The sequence below is a fragment of the Bradyrhizobium sp. HKCCYLRH1030 genome, assembly GCF_051168395.1.
Lineage (GTDB): Bacteria > Pseudomonadota > Alphaproteobacteria > Rhizobiales > Xanthobacteraceae > Bradyrhizobium.
The window spans coordinates 316,181-331,832 of record NZ_JBNPUY010000006.1; the positions used below are offsets into that span (position 1 = coordinate 316,181).

Annotated in this window: 13 protein-coding genes and 3 tRNA genes; 13 read left to right on the forward strand and 3 right to left on the reverse strand. The window is 65.7% G+C overall.

The genetic code is table 11. From position 1 onward, the window contains the following. Positions 1–1,039 precede the first annotated feature (1,039 nt). The 9 genes from ACQR1E_RS19880 (at position 1,040) to lepB (ending at position 6,918) form a co-directional block, all read left to right on the forward strand. Positions 1,040–1,216 (forward strand): hypothetical protein, encoded by a 177-nt coding sequence (locus ACQR1E_RS19880; protein ID WP_315749393.1) that lies wholly within the window; start codon positions 1,040–1,042, stop codon positions 1,214–1,216. 1 nt (position 1,217) lies between these two features. Next, positions 1,218–1,292: transfer RNA gene (locus ACQR1E_RS19885), tRNA-Asp, on the forward strand. Positions 1,293–1,331: 39 nt separating this feature from the next. Then, the gene (locus ACQR1E_RS19890; RefSeq protein ID WP_315749395.1) at positions 1,332–1,868 is read left to right on the forward strand and encodes an HNH endonuclease; all 537 of its coding nucleotides are present in this window, start codon (positions 1,332–1,334) and stop codon (positions 1,866–1,868) included. A 300-nt stretch (positions 1,869–2,168) separates the two neighbouring features. After that, positions 2,169–2,241, forward strand: a tRNA-Phe gene (locus ACQR1E_RS19895). 2 nt (positions 2,242–2,243) lie between these two features. Then, positions 2,244–2,309: transfer RNA gene (locus ACQR1E_RS19900), tRNA-His, on the forward strand. A gap of 354 nt (positions 2,310–2,663) precedes the next feature. Beyond that, positions 2,664–3,815, forward strand: a complete 1,152-nt coding sequence (locus ACQR1E_RS19905) for a slipin family protein (RefSeq protein ID WP_315749397.1) — start codon at positions 2,664–2,666, stop codon at positions 3,813–3,815. 215 nt (positions 3,816–4,030) lie between these two features. Continuing rightward, positions 4,031–4,318: a GIY-YIG nuclease family protein gene (locus ACQR1E_RS19910; RefSeq protein WP_434897507.1), complete on the forward strand. Its 288-nt coding sequence runs from the start codon at positions 4,031–4,033 to the stop codon at positions 4,316–4,318. A 321-nt stretch (positions 4,319–4,639) separates the two neighbouring features. Continuing rightward, positions 4,640–5,983, forward strand: a complete 1,344-nt coding sequence (locus ACQR1E_RS19915) for an RtcB family protein (protein ID WP_315749400.1) — start codon at positions 4,640–4,642, stop codon at positions 5,981–5,983. 158 nt (positions 5,984–6,141) lie between these two features. After that, complete coding sequence (gene lepB, locus ACQR1E_RS19920) at positions 6,142–6,918, forward strand: signal peptidase I (protein WP_434897466.1); 777 nt, start codon at positions 6,142–6,144, stop codon at positions 6,916–6,918. Positions 6,919–7,174: 256 nt separating this feature from the next. On the opposite strand, the gene groL is transcribed toward lepB, so the two are convergent. Beyond that, positions 7,175–8,815: a chaperonin GroEL gene (gene groL / locus ACQR1E_RS19925; RefSeq protein WP_315714737.1), complete on the reverse strand. Its 1,641-nt coding sequence runs from the start codon at positions 8,813–8,815 to the stop codon at positions 7,175–7,177. A gap of 87 nt (positions 8,816–8,902) precedes the next feature. Then, the gene (groES, locus tag ACQR1E_RS19930) at positions 8,903–9,217 is read right to left on the reverse strand and encodes a co-chaperone GroES (RefSeq protein WP_315714736.1); all 315 of its coding nucleotides are present in this window, start codon (positions 9,215–9,217) and stop codon (positions 8,903–8,905) included. Between the two features lie 379 nt (positions 9,218–9,596). Between groES and ACQR1E_RS19935 the strand changes: the two genes are divergently transcribed. The 3 genes from ACQR1E_RS19935 to ACQR1E_RS19945 all read left to right on the forward strand — a co-directional run bounded on the left by ACQR1E_RS19935 (position 9,597) and on the right by ACQR1E_RS19945 (position 12,940). Continuing rightward, on the forward strand, positions 9,597–9,881 hold the full coding sequence (locus tag ACQR1E_RS19935; RefSeq protein WP_315776727.1) for an usg protein: 285 nt from the start codon (positions 9,597–9,599) through the stop codon (positions 9,879–9,881). Between the two features lie 210 nt (positions 9,882–10,091). After that, positions 10,092–10,697, forward strand: coding sequence for a cupin (locus tag ACQR1E_RS19940; protein WP_434897467.1), 606 nt, complete (start codon positions 10,092–10,094; stop codon positions 10,695–10,697). A 158-nt stretch (positions 10,698–10,855) separates the two neighbouring features. Continuing rightward, entirely contained in the window at positions 10,856–12,940 is a 2,085-nt protein-coding gene (locus tag ACQR1E_RS19945; protein WP_434897468.1) for an acyltransferase family protein, read from the forward strand. Here ACQR1E_RS19945 and ACQR1E_RS19950 read toward each other — a convergent pair. After that, a complete protein-coding gene (locus tag ACQR1E_RS19950) occupies positions 12,878–14,128 on the reverse strand; it encodes a NupC/NupG family nucleoside CNT transporter (RefSeq protein ID WP_316175558.1) in 1,251 nt (416 codons plus the stop codon). The genes ACQR1E_RS19945 and ACQR1E_RS19950 overlap by 63 nt on opposite strands. 117 nt (positions 14,129–14,245) lie before the next feature. Between ACQR1E_RS19950 and ACQR1E_RS19955 the strand changes: the two genes are divergently transcribed. Next, positions 14,246–15,472, forward strand: a complete 1,227-nt coding sequence (locus ACQR1E_RS19955) for an MFS transporter (protein WP_315749409.1) — start codon at positions 14,246–14,248, stop codon at positions 15,470–15,472. Positions 15,473–15,652: the final 180 nt, after the last annotated feature.

Genomic DNA, 15,652 nt, shown 5'->3' on the forward strand with positions numbered 1-15,652 from the left:
AGCTCGAACACTCCTGGACACGACATCGCATTCTCGCGGCGAATGACGCCCGAGGCTTGCCAGCGACATCGCCCTCGTAAATCAGGAGAGGGCGCGGGGAATGCCGGGTGAGGGCCTCACCCATGGCCCGCCTGCAACAAAGAAAGCAGGCGGCAGTCACCACAGGTTCAGCCGCATCATCCGGCATTCCCCGCGCGATGGACCTACGGCTTATACGTGGTCTCCCTGGTGCGCCGGGCTTTCTGGCCACCATCGGTCGGAGCATTCGTCTCTCTCGACCTTGACACCAGCATCGGGGTGTCAGGACATCACGACTTCGCCGTGCGCACCGGATCGTTCGTCCGCGTGATCAGATCACGCTGCAACCCGACGCGCCCACCGCATCCCGCCCTCCACGTTCATGACGATCGCGAAGCGCCCCTCTCATGAGGGCGGGACCGGCATAGAATGCATGATTTCCGATTTTTGGAAACAAGAAAATGCGAGGCACAGGAGGCGAGCGGGGCGATCTGATTGACCCGGCTCAACAAATCAGCTTTCGCGCGCGCGTCTTCGATCGTTCGAGCGGGCGACAGTGCTCTTGTCGTGCGCGAAAATGCGCAACTGATTTGCCCGACGAGCAGTCCGGCTGTTGCAGATCCGTCGCATTGCGGAAGCCGGCAACGTCATCGCTTCACGCTTTGGTCTTGACGGTTTCGGAAAATTCTGCGCATAGCTCTGCCCCATCGCAATCGGCCGCCGATCATCACCGGCGCGCTCTTGAGGACTACGACCGTGTTGAGCCTACGCTCACATCTCGCGAACGCCGCCACCAACGAACGACCCTTTAATCGGTCGAGCGATTGGTCGGGTCTGCGCGTCGCCTGTCAGGGTCCAAGCGATCTCGTGAAAATCCTGGCCCGACCGGGGCTCCAGATTTCAGCAAGAGCATAACAGCGGCGGGACTGCACCCTCCGCGCACCAAGCGGAGGGTTGGATGACCCGGACGTCAGGCGAAGATCCCGAGACTTGCGACATTGCGCGCGCACTGGATTCACCGGTGGCAGCAGCTTTCGTGCGCATCGTCATGACGTGCCGAGGCGTGACCGAGGCGCGCGCGCGGCAGCTCTATCTCGACTACCTCAATCGCACCGATCCGGACGCGTTTCATCCGCACGCGGTGGACGGCGGGCGCGATGGCCGGCGAGCGTCGAGCGGTGCGCCGGGTAGACCATGAGGCCCATGTCCCCATCTGGCGAAGGGACCGGACCGTCGATCCGGGAAGGCGGGTTCGATTCCCGCCATGGGCGCCAGAACGACCAGGCGGTTGAAGCGAAGAGAGGAGGTCGACGATGTCAGCAACAAATCCGGCGCTGGTTCTCAACGCCGACTTCCAGCCGCTGAGCTACTTCCCGCTGTCAGTGGTCAGCTGGGAGGATGCGATCAGGGCAGTCGTCAGCGGCTCTCACGTCGTCGTCGCGGAATACGACCGGGTCGTTCGTAGCCCGAGCGTCACCATGCGGCTGCCGGCGGTGATCGCGCTGCGCAACTACGTCAGGCCCGCGATGCGCGTGCCTTTCACGCGGTTCAACGTGTTCCTGCGCGATCGCTTCGAATGTCAGTATTGCGGCGGCCGCTATCTGCACGGCGAGTTGACGTTCGACCACGTGGTACCGCGGGCCGATGGCGGCGAGACGTCGTGGACCAACATCGTCGCCGCTTGCAGTCCATGCAACGCGCGCAAGGACCGGCGCTATCTCAAGCCGCGACGGCCGCCCTTCGAGCCGACGCGGCACGAGCTGATGGCCGCGCAGCGCCTGTTTCCGCCGAGATTCCTGCACGAGACGTGGCAGGATTATCTCTATTGGGACGTGGAGCTGGAGCGGTGAGGAGAGGTGGCCCAGATGAGCGTGCGCCGAGGTCCAACGGGCCTCGGCGTAAGCGACATCCGGGCTACGAAATTGCGTCGCCCGCATTTGCATGCGAGCGACGTCGTTATGAGTAGATCGATATGTAGACGATTAGTTACGGAATGAGATCGTTCGAAAATAATCGATGTCTACGTCTTGCGCGTGCCGTTGATTGTGTGTAGTAGCACGGTCCTTCGTGATGACTTTGGTTCGGGCTCGCTGAAATCCCGACTGGCGCGGCCGGTGTCCGGTCCCGTGTTCCGTCGTCGCAAAGAACAAGGAGTCTGTAGCTCATGGAGAGCGTCGGGTTGAAGGCCCGAAGGCATCGGTTCGATTCCGATCGACACCACCAAAGGATAGCTCAGTTAGGTAGAGCAGATGACTGTGAATCATCGGGTCGCGGGTTCGACTCCCGCTCCAGCGCTTCGGTTTAGCCTGAAAAGCTAATCGCCTCTGACGAGGACCGGACGCGCGCTTCAGTCGCGGTCCGGCCGTTTTGCCCAAGAAGAAAGTTCTAGGGCATTTCGACCAGATCAAGACACTGCAGAACCGGCTCTGTGCCGCGGTGGATACCGCGTCTGAAGATGCCGGGAAGGCTGCGCAAGGACGCTCGGGCTGATAGCTCGTGTGACCGCGCGCGTGCGCCCGGCATCGTCAGATGCTCAAGCCTCGGTCCGCTCGGTTCACGCAGGAAGCGTCGTCCGGTCCTCACGTCCTTTGATCAATGAATCGCGTTTCGGCCGATGGGCCGGACGCAAGCTGTGGGAGTGTGTTGTGACTTGGCATCTGGTGACGAAGACCGTGACGGTGGAGGATGGCGAGCGGGCGCTGGTGTGGCGTGACGGCCAGCTCGTGCGCGTGCTCGGTCCTGGCCGTCATGCGCTGCTCGATCCGCTGCACCGGCTGATGGTGCAAGTGTACGACGTGGTCAGGGCCGAATACCCGGCCGAGCGCTACGCGGTGCTGAAGGCCGCGCGGCCCGATCTCGCCGCCGAACTCTTCGAGGCCGTGGAGACCGGCGCGAACGAGATCGCGATCGTCAGCCTCGACGGCCGGCCGACGCATCTGCTCACGCCGTGGCAGACACGTGTCTACTGGAAGGTGGCGACGCAGGTCGAGGTCGAGCGCATCGACATCGCAAGCGACGTGCGTGTGAGCGCGCGGCATCTGGCGATGATCGAGCGTAACCGGCCGAGCGTTGTGACCGAGGTCGTGGTCGAGAACCACGAGGCCGGTCTGCTCCATGTCGACGGCAAGCTGACGGAGCGGCTGGCGCCGGGCCGGCACGCCTTCTGGGCGGTCGGCCGCAAGATCGAGGTCAAGCGCCTGGATATGCGGCCCACAGTGCTGGAGATCACCGCGCAGGAGATGCTGACCAAGGATCGCATCGCGCTGCGGGTGACGCTCACGGCGTTCCGGCGGATTGCCGACGCGGAGGCGGCTGTCGCGACCACGCCCGATGTGGATGCGTGGCTGTACCGGCTGGTGCAGTTCGCGATCCGCGAGGCGGTGGCGTCACGCACGCTCGACGAGGTGCTGGCCGCCAAGGCCTCGCTCGATGCCGAGCTGCGCGACTACGTGCGCGCGCGGCTCGGCGGCTCGGGCGTGGAGGTGACGGAGCTCGGCGTGAAGGACGTGATCCTGCCCGGCGAGATCCGCGAGCTCGTCAACAAGGTGGTGGAGGCGGAGCGGCTGGCCAAGGCCAACCTGATCCGTCGCCAGGAGGAGACCGCGGCGACGCGCTCGCTCCTGAACACCGCCAGGCTGATGGAGGAGAACCCGCTGCTGCTGCGGCTCAAGGAGCTGGAGTCGCTGGAGCGCCTGGTCGAGAAGGTCGGCCGTATCGACCTGCACGCCGGCGACGGCGCCGGCCTCGACGCGCTGCTGACGCGGCTGGTGCGGCTGAAGGCGCCGGAGACGGCGTGATGGACAAGGGAGGCCGCCCACGGGCGGCTTCTCGCTTGCGATGGAGGGAGCGTGGGACAGAATTGAAAAAGCTGCTGGGTTTCGTGAGTATGGATTCCGGGCTCTCGCTGCGCGAGCGCCGGAATGACGGGAGGAGAGATCACACCTCTCTCCACGCGTCATTCCGGGGCAGCCGCGTAGCGGCTGAGCCCGGAATCCATAACCACGGCTCTCGGATGGCATACTACGTCTATCTACTGGCGAGCAAAAAACACGGGACGCTCTATCTGGGCGTCACGAATGATCTCATTCGACGCGTCTACGAACACCGAACCAAGGCGGCTCCGGGCTTCACCTCGCGCTATGACATCGGCAAGCTCGTCTGGTTCGAAATCTACGACAACGCGATCACGGCCGTCGCGCGCGAGAAGGAGCTGAAGAAGTGGCGGCGCGACTGGAAAATCAGGCTGATCGAGGAGAACAACCCGAATTGGGACGATCTGTATCCGGGGATTTGTGGTTGAGACGGTGCCTCACACTGATCGTCGGGAGTATGGATTCCGGGCTCGCGCCGTCTGCGCAAATGGCTTTGCCATTTGCTTGCCGACGCGCCCCGGAATGACGCATCGAGAGATCACGCGCTCTTTCCTCCGCCATTCTCGGCCAGCACAGTGTCGGGGGTATAGATCATCGACGGATGCCATATGCTTGGCCGGCGATGAGCGCAACATCTTGGTGTCACGAACTACGCACGCACAGGCGCCACTGATCGCGCTACGAGCGGCGAATGAACGCAGCTGCCGCTGGATGTTACAAACTGACCTGATTGGAATGTGAGACGAGCCATGATCGACGGAAACACCCTGATCGCCTGGGGCTTCAAGCCCGGTCGCTGGTTCAAGGAGGGACTGGCGACGGCCAATGCGATGCGGGCCGATGGCGCCGATGATGACGCGATCTTCGCCGCGCTGCAGGAACTGCAGCCGGCGGAGACGCTGATGCGCACCAACGGCGTGCCGTTCGCGATGCTGATCGAGGCCGACAACGAGCTGGAGCGCGCCAATGTCGCGGCGGTGACCCAGCACATGGATGCGTTGATGCGGGTGCCGACCATCGTAGCCGGCGCCGTGATGCCGGACGCCTGTCCGTCGGGAACGGCGCTCGGCACCATCCCGGTCGGCGGCGTGGTCGCCTGTGAGGACGCGATCCATCCGGGCTTCCATTCCTCCGACATTTGCTGCTCGGTGGCGGTGACGGTGTTCGCGCGCAAGGACGATCCCAAGCGCATTCTCGATGCGGTTCACGCCGTGACCCATTTCGGTCCCGGCGGACGCGACCGGCTGCATCAGCCGCCCGACGAGGTGATGGCAGGGTTCGAGGCCAACCCCTTCCTGAAGGGGCTCGAGCGCTTCGCGATCGGCCACTTCGCCACGCAGGGCGACGGCAACCACTTCGCCTATGTCGGCCATCTCAGGTCGACCGGGCAGGCGGCGCTGGTGACGCATCACGGCTCGCGCGGCTTCGGCGCACAGCTCTACAAGCGCGGCATGGCGGTGGCGAAGCGGCACACCGCGATCCATGCGCCGAAGGTCCCGGAGCACAGCGCCTGGATCAAGGCGTCGAGCGACGACGGCCGCGCCTATTGGGAGGCGTTGCAGGTCGCGCGGCTGTGGACCAGGGCCAATCACCACGCGATTCACGATCTCGCTGCGGCGAAGCTCGGCAACGCCGTCGCCGACCGGTTCTGGAACGAGCACAACTTCGTCTTCCAGAAGAGCGACGGCCTGTTCTACCACGGCAAGGGGGCGACGCCGAACTGGTCCGGCTTCTCGGCTGACGATGACGGACGCACGATCGTGCCGCTCAACATGGCCGAGCCGGTGCTGATCCTGAAGCATCGCGACAACAAGGATGCGCTCGGCTTCGCGCCGCACGGCGCTGGCCGCAATCTCGGTCGGAAGGCGTTTTTGCGCGCGCATCGCCCGGAGATGCCCGAGGGCATCGATGCGCGGTTCTATTGCGGCAAGCCTGATTTGTCGGAGCTGCCGCAGGCCTACAAGAACGCGGCGTCGGTACGGGCGCAGATCGCACGCTACGGCCTCGGCGAGGTGACCGACGAGGTGATCCCTTACGGCTCGATCATGGCCGGTGACTGGGAAGCCGACGCGCCGTGGCGGAAGGGGCGGTGAAGACTCCAAATCGGTGAGGTCGCCCACGGGCGGCCTCCTGTTGACGGGGCGGCAGGCGCCGGAGGTGATCAGCGGCCGCGTGGCCGCCGGTTCATTTGGCGATTGCGCATGGCCGGGCCTTCCATCATCCTCAGGCTGTGAAGAAGGGGGGAGACGCGATGACGAGCCTGGATGCGGGTGCAATCGGGCCGAAGCGCGAGCCGTGGTGGGCGATCGCGGGGATATTCATCGCGGGCTTTGCGCTGCTGTGCCTGCTGCTGGCCTCACCGGTACTGATCCGCTCCTTCCTGTATCAGCCGTTCAACATCCCTTCATCCTCGAACATTCCAACGCTTCTCGTCGGCGATGTCTTCTTCGTGTCGAAATATCCCTACGGCTACAGCCGCTTCACTTGGCCGTTGTCATGGCCTTGCTCGTTGCCGCCATCGGCGCGCATCTGGGGCGCGACACCTGCGCGCGGTGATGTGGTCGCGTTCTTCCTGCCGAAAGACAATGCGACCGTCTACATCAAGCGCGTCGTCGGACTGCCCGGCGATCGCGTCCAGATGAAGGACGGAGTGCTCTACATCAACGATACGGCCGTCGAGCGGGAGCGCGTCGAGGATCTGACCGGAGAGGCGGCCTGCGGGGGCGATGCGAACGAGCGCGTCACGCGCTGGCGCGAGACCTTGCCGAATGGCGCGAGCTACGAGACGCTGGATTGCGTCAGCCACGGCTTCTTCGACAACACCAACGTCTTCGTTGTGCCGGACGGCCGGCTGTTCATGCTCGGCGACAACCGCGACAACTCGACCGACAGCCGCGTCCTGTCCCAGATCGGCTATGTGCCGATCGAGAACGTGATCGGCCGCGCCGCCATGATCTTTTTCTCCGCCGCCCGCGCCGAGAAGGCGAGCCGGGCCGGATCCGTTTCGAGCGGATCGGGACGATGGTGAAGTAGGGCGGACGCGAACCCGTAGCCCCGCATGAGCGAAGCGACATGCGGGATCACCGGCGCGGTTCGTGAGACCCCGGATGTCGCTTCCGCCCGCGCCCTTCGGGATGCGGCGTGCGCTCATCCGAACTACGCATTGAATGCATCGGGGCACGAGCCCGAAACCGAGGCTGGCGATTCGACAATTCCAGTACAAACGAAAACCCCGGCATCGCTGCCGGGGTTTTGCAATTGTCGTCTGCGACGAAGCGTCGGACTTAGAAGTCCATGCCGCCCATGCCGCCGCCCGGAGGCATCGCGGGGCCGCCGGCGTTCTTCTTCGGCAGCTCGGCGACCATGGCTTCGGTCGTGATCAGCAGCGCGGCCACGGAGGCGGCGTTCTGGATCGCGGCGCGAACCACCTTGGTCGGGTCGATGATGCCCTTGGAGACCAGGTTGCCGTATTCGCCGGTCTGGCTGTCGAAGCCATAGGCGTACTGGTCCTTCTCCAGGATCTTGCCGACGATGACCGAGCCGTCCTCGCCCGCGTTGATCGCGATCTGGCGGGCCGGGGCGGAGAGCGCCTTGCGGACGATCTCGATGCCGGTCTTCTGGTCGTCGTTCTTGGTGCGCAGGCCCTTGAGCTGCTCGGAAGCCCGGAGCAGGGCGACGCCGCCGCCCGGCAGGATGCCTTCCTCGACAGCCGCGCGTGTCGCATGCATCGCGTCATCCACGCGATCCTTGCGCTCCTTGACCTCGACCTCGGTCGCGCCGCCGACGCGGATCACCGCGACGCCGCCGGCGAGCTTGGCCAGACGCTCCTGCAGCTTCTCACGGTCGTAGTCCGAGGTGGTCTCCTCGATCTGCGCCTTGATCTGCTGAACGCGCGCCTCGATGTCGGCCTTCTTGCCGGCGCCGTTGACGATCGTGGTGTTCTCCTTGTCGATCATCACCTTCTTGGCGCGGCCGAGCATGGAGAGGTTGACGTTCTCGAGCTTGATGCCGAGATCTTCCGAGATCGCCTGGCCGCCGGTCAGGATCGCGATGTCCTGCAGCATGGCCTTGCGGCGATCGCCGAAGCCCGGAGCCTTGACGGCCGCGACCTTCAGGCCGCCACGCAGGCGGTTGACGACGAGCGTAGCCAGCGCCTCGCCCTCGACGTCCTCGGCGACGATCACCAGCGGCTTGCCGGTCTGCACCACGGCCTCGAGCAGCGGCAGCAGCTCGTTCAGCGACGACAGCTTCTTCTCGTTGATCAGGATGTAGGCGTCATCCATCTCGACGCGCATCTTGTCGGCGTTGGTGACGAAGTAGGGCGAGATGTAGCCGCGGTCGAACTGCATGCCCTCGACGACGTCGAGCTCGGTCTCGAGCGACTTGGCTTCCTCGACGGTGATGACACCCTCGTTGCCGACCTTCTTCATGGCGTCGGCGAGGAACTTGCCGATCTCGGCGTCGCCGTTGGCGGAGATGGTGCCGACCTGGGCGATCTCGTCGTTCGACGTGACCTTCTTGGAGTTCTTGACGAGGTCGGCAACGACCGCCTCGACCGCGAGGTCGATGCCGCGCTTCAGATCCATCGGGTTCATGCCGGCGGCAACCGCCTTGGCGCCTTCGCGCACGATGGCCTGGGCCAGCACGGTCGCGGTGGTGGTGCCGTCGCCGGCCGCATCAGCGGACTTCGAGGCGACCTCGCGCACCATCTGCGCGCCCATGTTCTCGAACTTGTCGTCGAGCTCGATCTCCTTGGCGACGGTGACGCCGTCCTTGGTGATGCGCGGCGCGCCGAACGACTTGTCGAGGACGACGTTGCGGCCCTTCGGACCGAGCGTGACCTTGACGGCATTGGCGAGGATGTCCACGCCGCGCAGCATGCGGTCGCGAGCGTCGACGCCGAACTTTACGTCTTTTGCTGACATATTGGGTTTCCCTGAGTTGAATTGGTCGTCTCACCCTGGGCAGGGCGCCCGCAGGCGCTCCTCAGGGTGAGCGTTGAGCGGGTTGGCTTAGGCGGCCTTCTTCTTCGACGCGGTGTCGGTGAGCACGCCCATGATGTCGCTTTCCTTCATGATCAGCAGCTCGTGGCCGTCGATCTTGACCTCGGTGCCCGACCACTTGCCGAACAGCACGCGGTCACCGACCTGGACGTCGAGCGGGACCAGCTTGCCGCTCTCGTCGCGGGCGCCCGGGCCCACCGCGATCACTTCGCCCTGCGAGGGCTTTTCCTTGGCCGAGTCGGGGATGATGATGCCGCCAGCGGTCTTCTCTTCGGCGTCGATGCGCTTGACCACGACGCGGTCGTGAAGCGGACGGAAAGCCATACAGTCCTCCTAAGCTATTGAGGCGATTGTCAGTTTCTGGGAATTTGGCAGTCGGCGCCGGCGAGTGCCAGCACGCAGGCTGGATTTAGGGGAGAGCATTCGGCCGGGCAAGGGCTTGTAGCAGAAAAATTAGCAGTCAACTGCGGGCTCTGCCAAAGCGTTCCGATAGCGTTAACGGGAGCGGAACGAACCATGAAACCCCGTATTAGCACCTGGGCTAAGTGGCTGCTAATGCAGCATTTTTCAACATGTCGTTAAACATTTAAGCTTGAGATGGGTTGAGGACATGCGTCACATTTCTAGGCAGTGAGCGCATCTTTGCCGGGTGGCTCCATCCCGGATGGCCACACGGACATGCGCTCCAGAAACGGAGGTTGGCATGGTGTCGAAGGTTGAGGTTTCCGAGGACTTTCGGAAACAGGTGCTGGGTTACGGGCTGACGACGGCGCAGATCCTGTATCGGATGCCGGACCATCGCTCGCTGCTGCAGACCTATGTCTGGCAGAACTACGACCTGTTTCCGAAATTCCCGGCGCTGCAGGACTTCCTGGCGTTCTGGCAGGAGAAGATCGAGGGTCCGCTGTATTCGGTCACGGTGGCGCATTCCAAGCTGATCAAGCCGGCCGAGCTGCGCGCCGTCGACGGCATCTTCCGGCTGCATTGAGGCTGACAGCCACCGCTGCCGCCTCATGACCGGTGTCATTCCGGGGCGCGCGAAGCGCGAGCCCGGAATCCATCGGGCGGCGGAACGCGCGGAGGAATGGATTCCGGGCTCGTGCTTCGCACGCCCCGGAATGACGACCTTTGTTGGAGCGGCTGCTGGGACTCTCCAATATGTGCTACCCTCGCGACGAGGATACGCAGGGAGAGCACCATGGCCACCAAGAGCCGGACGACCAAGCCCGCATCACGCGCCGCCGCCAAGTCAGCGGCGCTGAAGACCGGCAAGAGCAGCAAGGCGACGGCGAAGGCCGTTACGAGAACTAGCGCCAAGCCGCTGGCGAAGACGCCCGCCAAGCCGGGCCGGGCGGCTGCGCCCTCGGCGCGCAAGGCGCTGGCGAGCAAGGGGCGACCAGCGCCGGCGCCGCGCCGCCGCAAACAGAAGGTCGCGATCAGCCATCACCGCGAGGAGGACTTCAAGGCCGACGGCCTGCGCGCTTATGCCCATTACCGCGACCTCGGCATCGCCGACGCGACGCACGGTTTGGCGCGCGCGCATGTCATCCGCATGCTGCCGCCGTGCAATCCGCAGGAAGTCTCCAAGCTGCACACCCATGCGGTCGACTTCCAGATGGTCTACGTGCTCAAGGGCTGGGTGAAGAGCTACCTCGAAGGCGTCGGCGAGACGCTGATGCAGGAGGGCAGCTGCTGGACCCAGCCGCCGAAGATCCGGCACATGATCCTCGACTATTCCGACGACGTCGAGCTGCTGGAAGTGATCATGCCGGCCGACTTCAAAACCGTCGAACTGTCGACGTAAAGCCGACAGAAATGGATGGAAACATTCGCGTGCGATGGACGGCGGTCCCATCGCGCGTGTGTGTTGACATCCGGTCTCGCGTCACTGGGACGGATGGGCCGGCGACGAATCCGTAAGACGTGTTCGCCGCGGGCTTGCGTAAAGGCGTACCCGTCCCGTTGCCGCGCTTCGTCGTCCAGTTCGCTCCCACGATCCCGCGCGCGCCTCGCACGCGCGCATCGATTCAGCCCCGCTTCGCCAGCGCGGGCGCCGGCTCGGCTTCAGGTGTAGGACATCGCGAGGACATCGACTGGCTGCGCGCCATCGCGGTGCTCTCCGTCGTCGCATTCCATTTCGAGGCGCCGGCGATCTTCGGCGGCTTCGTCGGCGTCGACATCTTCTTCGTCATCTCCGGCTACCTGATCACCGGCATCATCGCCGCGGAGATCGCGGCGGGCCGCTTCTCGTTCGTGCAATTCTACGAGCGGAGGGTGCGGCGGCTGCTGCCGGCGCTCTACACCATGGTGGCGTTCGCGGCGCTCCCGGCGTCGCAGGACATGCTGGGCTCCGAGCGCGCCGAATTCTTCCGTTCCGCGGCCGCCGTCGTCACCTTCACTTCGAACGTCTTCTTCTGGCAGCAGTCGGGCTATTTCGACCACGCCGCGGTGGAGAAGCCGCTGCTGCACGCCTGGTCGCTCGCGGTCGAGGAGCAGTTCTATCTGGTGCTGCCGATCGTGGTCTGGGCCGTGTTGCTGATAGCGCGCGGCCGCAGGCTGGCGCTGACTTTCACGCTGGCGCTGCTGGCTGCCGGCTCGTTCGCGCTCGGTTTGCTGCTGATGCGCGAGGGCGCGTCCGCGAGCGCATTCTTCCTCAGCCCGCCGCGCGCCTGGGAATTCCTGCTCGGCAGCCTGGTCGCGATATCCGGCCTTCCCGCACCGCGGCCTGGTCTCGCACGGCGCGGCGCCCGCGCGCTGTCGCTGCTGCTGATGGCGGTGCCGATTCTGGCGCTGCGCCCCGGACCGGGTTTCCCCGGCGTCGACGCGCTGGCGCCATGCCTCGGTGCCGCGCTGTTCCTGTGGAGCGGCGCCGGCGTGGCCAACGTGCCGCGTAGCCCGCTATCGCCGCTCGGCGTGGCGGCGTTCTTCGGCCGCATTTCCTATTCGCTGTATCTGTGGCACTGGCCGTTGTTCGCCTTCGCGCGCTTCGCCAAGCCCGGCCTCGCGCTCGACGGCTGGGAGCGGGTGGCGTTGTTCGCGCTCACGGTCGCAGTCGCCACGCTGTCCTGGCGCTTCATCGAGCAGCCGTTCCGCCATCGCAAACTCGCAGCGACCCCGCGCGCGACCTTCGGTCTTGCGGCGCTGGCAAGCCTGCTGCTGCTGGCCGGCAGCGGCGTGGGCCTGCTGCGCGCCGGCGCCGTGTCGGACGCCGACCGCGCGGCGCAGCGGCTGGACGCCTACAACGCCTACGACATGAAGCCGGTCTATCGCTACGGCACCTGCTTCACGACGCCGGACGGGCGCGTGCCGGAGGATTGTCTCCGTCCAGAGCCTGGCAAGCCCAACTTGCTGCTGTGGGGCGACAGCTTTGCCGCGCACTACTATCACGGCCTCAAGGCCGAGCTCGATCCGGACACCGTCAACATCATGCAGGCGAGCCAGCCCACCTGCATGCCGACCTTCAGCGCGGAGACGCAGGGCGTGGCCGCCTGCCGCGCGCTGGCGGCCCAGATGCGCGACTACTTCGCGGCGCACCGGCCCGACCTGGTGGTGATGTCAGCCGATTGGCTCGAAGATGCCCGATCGCCGCGCTTTGCCGGAATGGTGCGCGACCTCAGGTCGACCCTGTCTCGGCTCAGTGATGCCGGCATTCCGGTGGTGCTGCTCGGCCCCTCCGTGCAATTTCGCGCGCGACTGCCGTCGATGCTGGCGCGCGCCACCTTGCGCGGCATGGCGCCGGATCCCGTGGCTTTCGTCCGGTCGGACATCTTCGCGCTGGATGCGGCCATGCAGGCGGCGCTGCCGAGTGGTGAGGGCTTTTCCTACGTCTCGATCCTGTCGGCGGTCTGCGAGAGCGGCCGCTGTCCGCTCACGGTCGGCGACGTCCCGCTGTCGTTCGATCACGCGCATCTCACGGCGGCGGGCTCGCAGCTCGTGATGGCCCGGATCGTGCCGCAACTGCTGCCGATGACGACCGAGCTCAGCTCACGTCAGCAGGCCGACGATCGCACCCATCAGGCAGGTGGTGAGGGTGCCGGAGACGATTGATTTCAGGCCGAGCGCGTTGATCTCGTCGCGCCGGGTCGGCGCCATGGTGCCGAGGCCGCCGATCATGATGCCGAGGCTGGCGAAGTTGGCGAAGCCGCACATCGCGTACAGCATGATCAGCCGCGCGCGCGGATCGAGCGCGCCTGCATCGAGCTTGGCAAGCTCGACATAGGCGATCAGCTCGTTGAGCACCGTCTTGGTGCCCATCAGGCTGCCGGCGGTGACGGCCTCCGACCACGGCAGGCCCATCAGCCAGCACACCGGCGCCATCACGAGGCCGAGCAGCCGCTGCAGCGAGATGTCGGCGCCGCCGATGGCGGGCAAGAGCGACAGGATCGCGTTGGCGAGATGCACCAGCGCGACCAGCACCAGCAGCAGCGCCACGATGTTCATCAAGAGTTCGAGCCCGGCGCTGGTGCCCTTGACGATCGCGTCCATGGTCGAGGTGGCCTGAGTCCCGGGATCGCCGAGCGCGCCGCCGGTGAGCTGCTTCGACGTCTCCGGCACCATGATCAGGCTGACCAGGATCGACGCCGGCGCGCCGAGCACCGAGGCGATGACGAAATGCGCGGCGGCATCCGGGATCAGTGGCGCCAGCAGCGTGGCGTAGAGCACCAGCACGGTGCCGGCGATGCCGGCCATGCCGCCGGTCATGACGAGAAACAATTCGCTGCGCGTCATCTGCGCCAGATACGGCCGGATGAACAGCGGCGCTTCGACCATGCCGAGGAAGACATTCGCGGCGGTCGACAGGCCGACCGCGCCGCCGACGCCGAGGGTGCGCTCCAGCAGCCAGGCCATGCCGCGCACCAAGGGCGGCAGCACGCGCCAGTAGAACAACAGCGTCGTGAGCACGCTCATGACCAGCACGATCGGCAGCGCCTGGAAGGCGAGCACGAAATCGGCACCGGGCGCCTTCAGCTCGAAGGGCAGGGCGCCGCCGCCGACATAGCCGAAGACGAAGGAGGTGCCGGCCCGGGAGGCCGACGAGATGGCGCCCACGACGTCGTTGATGGCGCCGAACGCGCGGGCGACGGCGGGCACCTTGAGCAGGACGATGGCCGTCACGAGCGTCACCACCAGGCCGAGCCCGGCCTGTTTCAACGACACCGCGCGCCGGTTTTCACCGAGCGCCCATGCGATCGCGAGCAGTGCGATTATCCCGAACGCCGATTGCAGCTGAAGCATCATATCCCCCGAACCCCGTTTCATTATGGGCGCAGGGAACTGCCGCGTGCAATGCCGCGCGGCCATGCGGGGCCCGCGATTGACAAGCAGTGAGGGCTGCGTCACGCAGGCGCCATCATGTCGTCCACCGTCCCGATCGGCGCGCGCGATCTCTTGAAGCAAAGCGCATTCCTGTTCTTCCTGTCGTCCCGCAGCCTGTCGCGCTTTGCGAGCCAGATCGCGGCGGTGGCGATCGGCTGGCAGATCTACGACCTGACCGGGCGCGCCTTCGATCTCGGCATGGTCGGGCTGATCCAGTTCCTGCCAACGGCACTGCTGGTGTTCGTCGCCGGCAGCGCCGCCGACCGATTCCAGCGCAAGCGCGTCGTGCAGCTCTGTCAGCTCGTCGAGGCGCTGACGGCGCTCTATCTGTGCTGGGGCGCTTACGCCGGTCAGCTCGGCGAATTCCAGCTGTTCGCGGCCGTCTTCGTGCTCGGCATTGCCGGCGCCTTCGAAAGCCCGGCCACGGCGGCGCTGCTGCCGCTGATCGCGCCGTCCGGGACCTTGCAGCGGGCCAGCGCGCTGTCCAGCGGTGCAGCGCAGCTCGCGACCATCGCGGGGCCTGCGATCGGCGGCTTCGCCTATGCGGTCGCGCCCGGTGTGCCCTACGGCATCATGATGCTGTTCTGGATCGGAGGCATGGCCCTGACCGGCCTGATGCAGGTGCCTGATGACGTGCCGGCCGAGCGGCTCGAGGGCAGCAAGGACGATCTGTTCGCCGGCGTCCGCTTCATCCGCGCCAATCCGGCGATCCTCGGCACCATCTCGCTCGATCTGTTCGCGGTGTTGCTCGGCGGCGTCACTGCGCTGCTGCCGATCTACGCGCGCGATATTCTCGACACCGGGCCGTTCGGGCTCGGCGTGCTGCGCGCCGCGCCCGCGGTCGGCGCGCTGGCGATGACGGCGGTGCTGGCGCGCTACACCATTCGGCGGCGCGTCGGCCTGCGCATGTTCCAGGCGGTCATCGTGTTCGGTGCGGCGACGGTCGTGTTCGCCGTCTCGCATGTGATGTGGATCTCGGTCGCTGCGCTCGCCGTTCTCGGCGCCGCCGACACCGTCAGCGTCGTGATCCGCTTTTCTCTCGTTCAGCTCGCCACGCCCAACGAGATGCGCGGTCGCGTCGGCGCGGTGAACTTCCTGTTCATCAACGCCTCCAACCAGCTCGGCCAGTTCGAGAGCGGCGTCACCGCCGCGCTGCTAGGGGCCATGCCCGCCGCCATCCTCGGCGGCGTCGGCACCATCGCGATCGCGCTGGCGTGGATGAAGCTGTTTCCCGAGCTGCGGAAGGTGGAGCGGTTGGAGTAGGGCGAGCCGGCCGCGCTCTCTCCGTCATTCCGGGGCATCGCGCAGCGATGAGCCCGGAATCCATCACCGTGAGACGTCGTGTGACGAAGATAAATGCCACATCCATCTCGCGCCACACCACCGCGTGTGGCTATGGATTCCGGGCTCGCGCTTCGCGCGCCCCGGAATGACGAGTGGAGA

Coding starts and splice junctions, on each gene's coding strand:
- ACQR1E_RS19935 (WP_315776727.1), top strand. CDS start 9,597: ATGGTGTCGAAGGTTGAGGTTTCCGAGGACTTTCGGAAACAGGTGCTG.
- ACQR1E_RS19950 (WP_316175558.1), bottom strand. CDS start 14,128: ATGCTTCAGCTGCAATCGGCGTTCGGGATAATCGCACTGCTCGCGATC.
- groL (WP_315714737.1), bottom strand. CDS start 8,815: ATGTCAGCAAAAGACGTAAAGTTCGGCGTCGACGCTCGCGACCGCATG.
- ACQR1E_RS19890 (WP_315749395.1), top strand. CDS start 1,332: ATGTCAGCAACAAATCCGGCGCTGGTTCTCAACGCCGACTTCCAGCCG.
- ACQR1E_RS19955 (WP_315749409.1), top strand. CDS start 14,246: ATGTCGTCCACCGTCCCGATCGGCGCGCGCGATCTCTTGAAGCAAAGC.
- lepB (WP_434897466.1), top strand. CDS start 6,142: ATGACGAGCCTGGATGCGGGTGCAATCGGGCCGAAGCGCGAGCCGTGG.
- ACQR1E_RS19915 (WP_315749400.1), top strand. CDS start 4,640: ATGATCGACGGAAACACCCTGATCGCCTGGGGCTTCAAGCCCGGTCGC.
- ACQR1E_RS19910 (WP_434897507.1), top strand. CDS start 4,031: ATGGCATACTACGTCTATCTACTGGCGAGCAAAAAACACGGGACGCTC.
- ACQR1E_RS19940 (WP_434897467.1), top strand. CDS start 10,092: ATGGCCACCAAGAGCCGGACGACCAAGCCCGCATCACGCGCCGCCGCC.
- groES (WP_315714736.1), bottom strand. CDS start 9,217: ATGGCTTTCCGTCCGCTTCACGACCGCGTCGTGGTCAAGCGCATCGAC.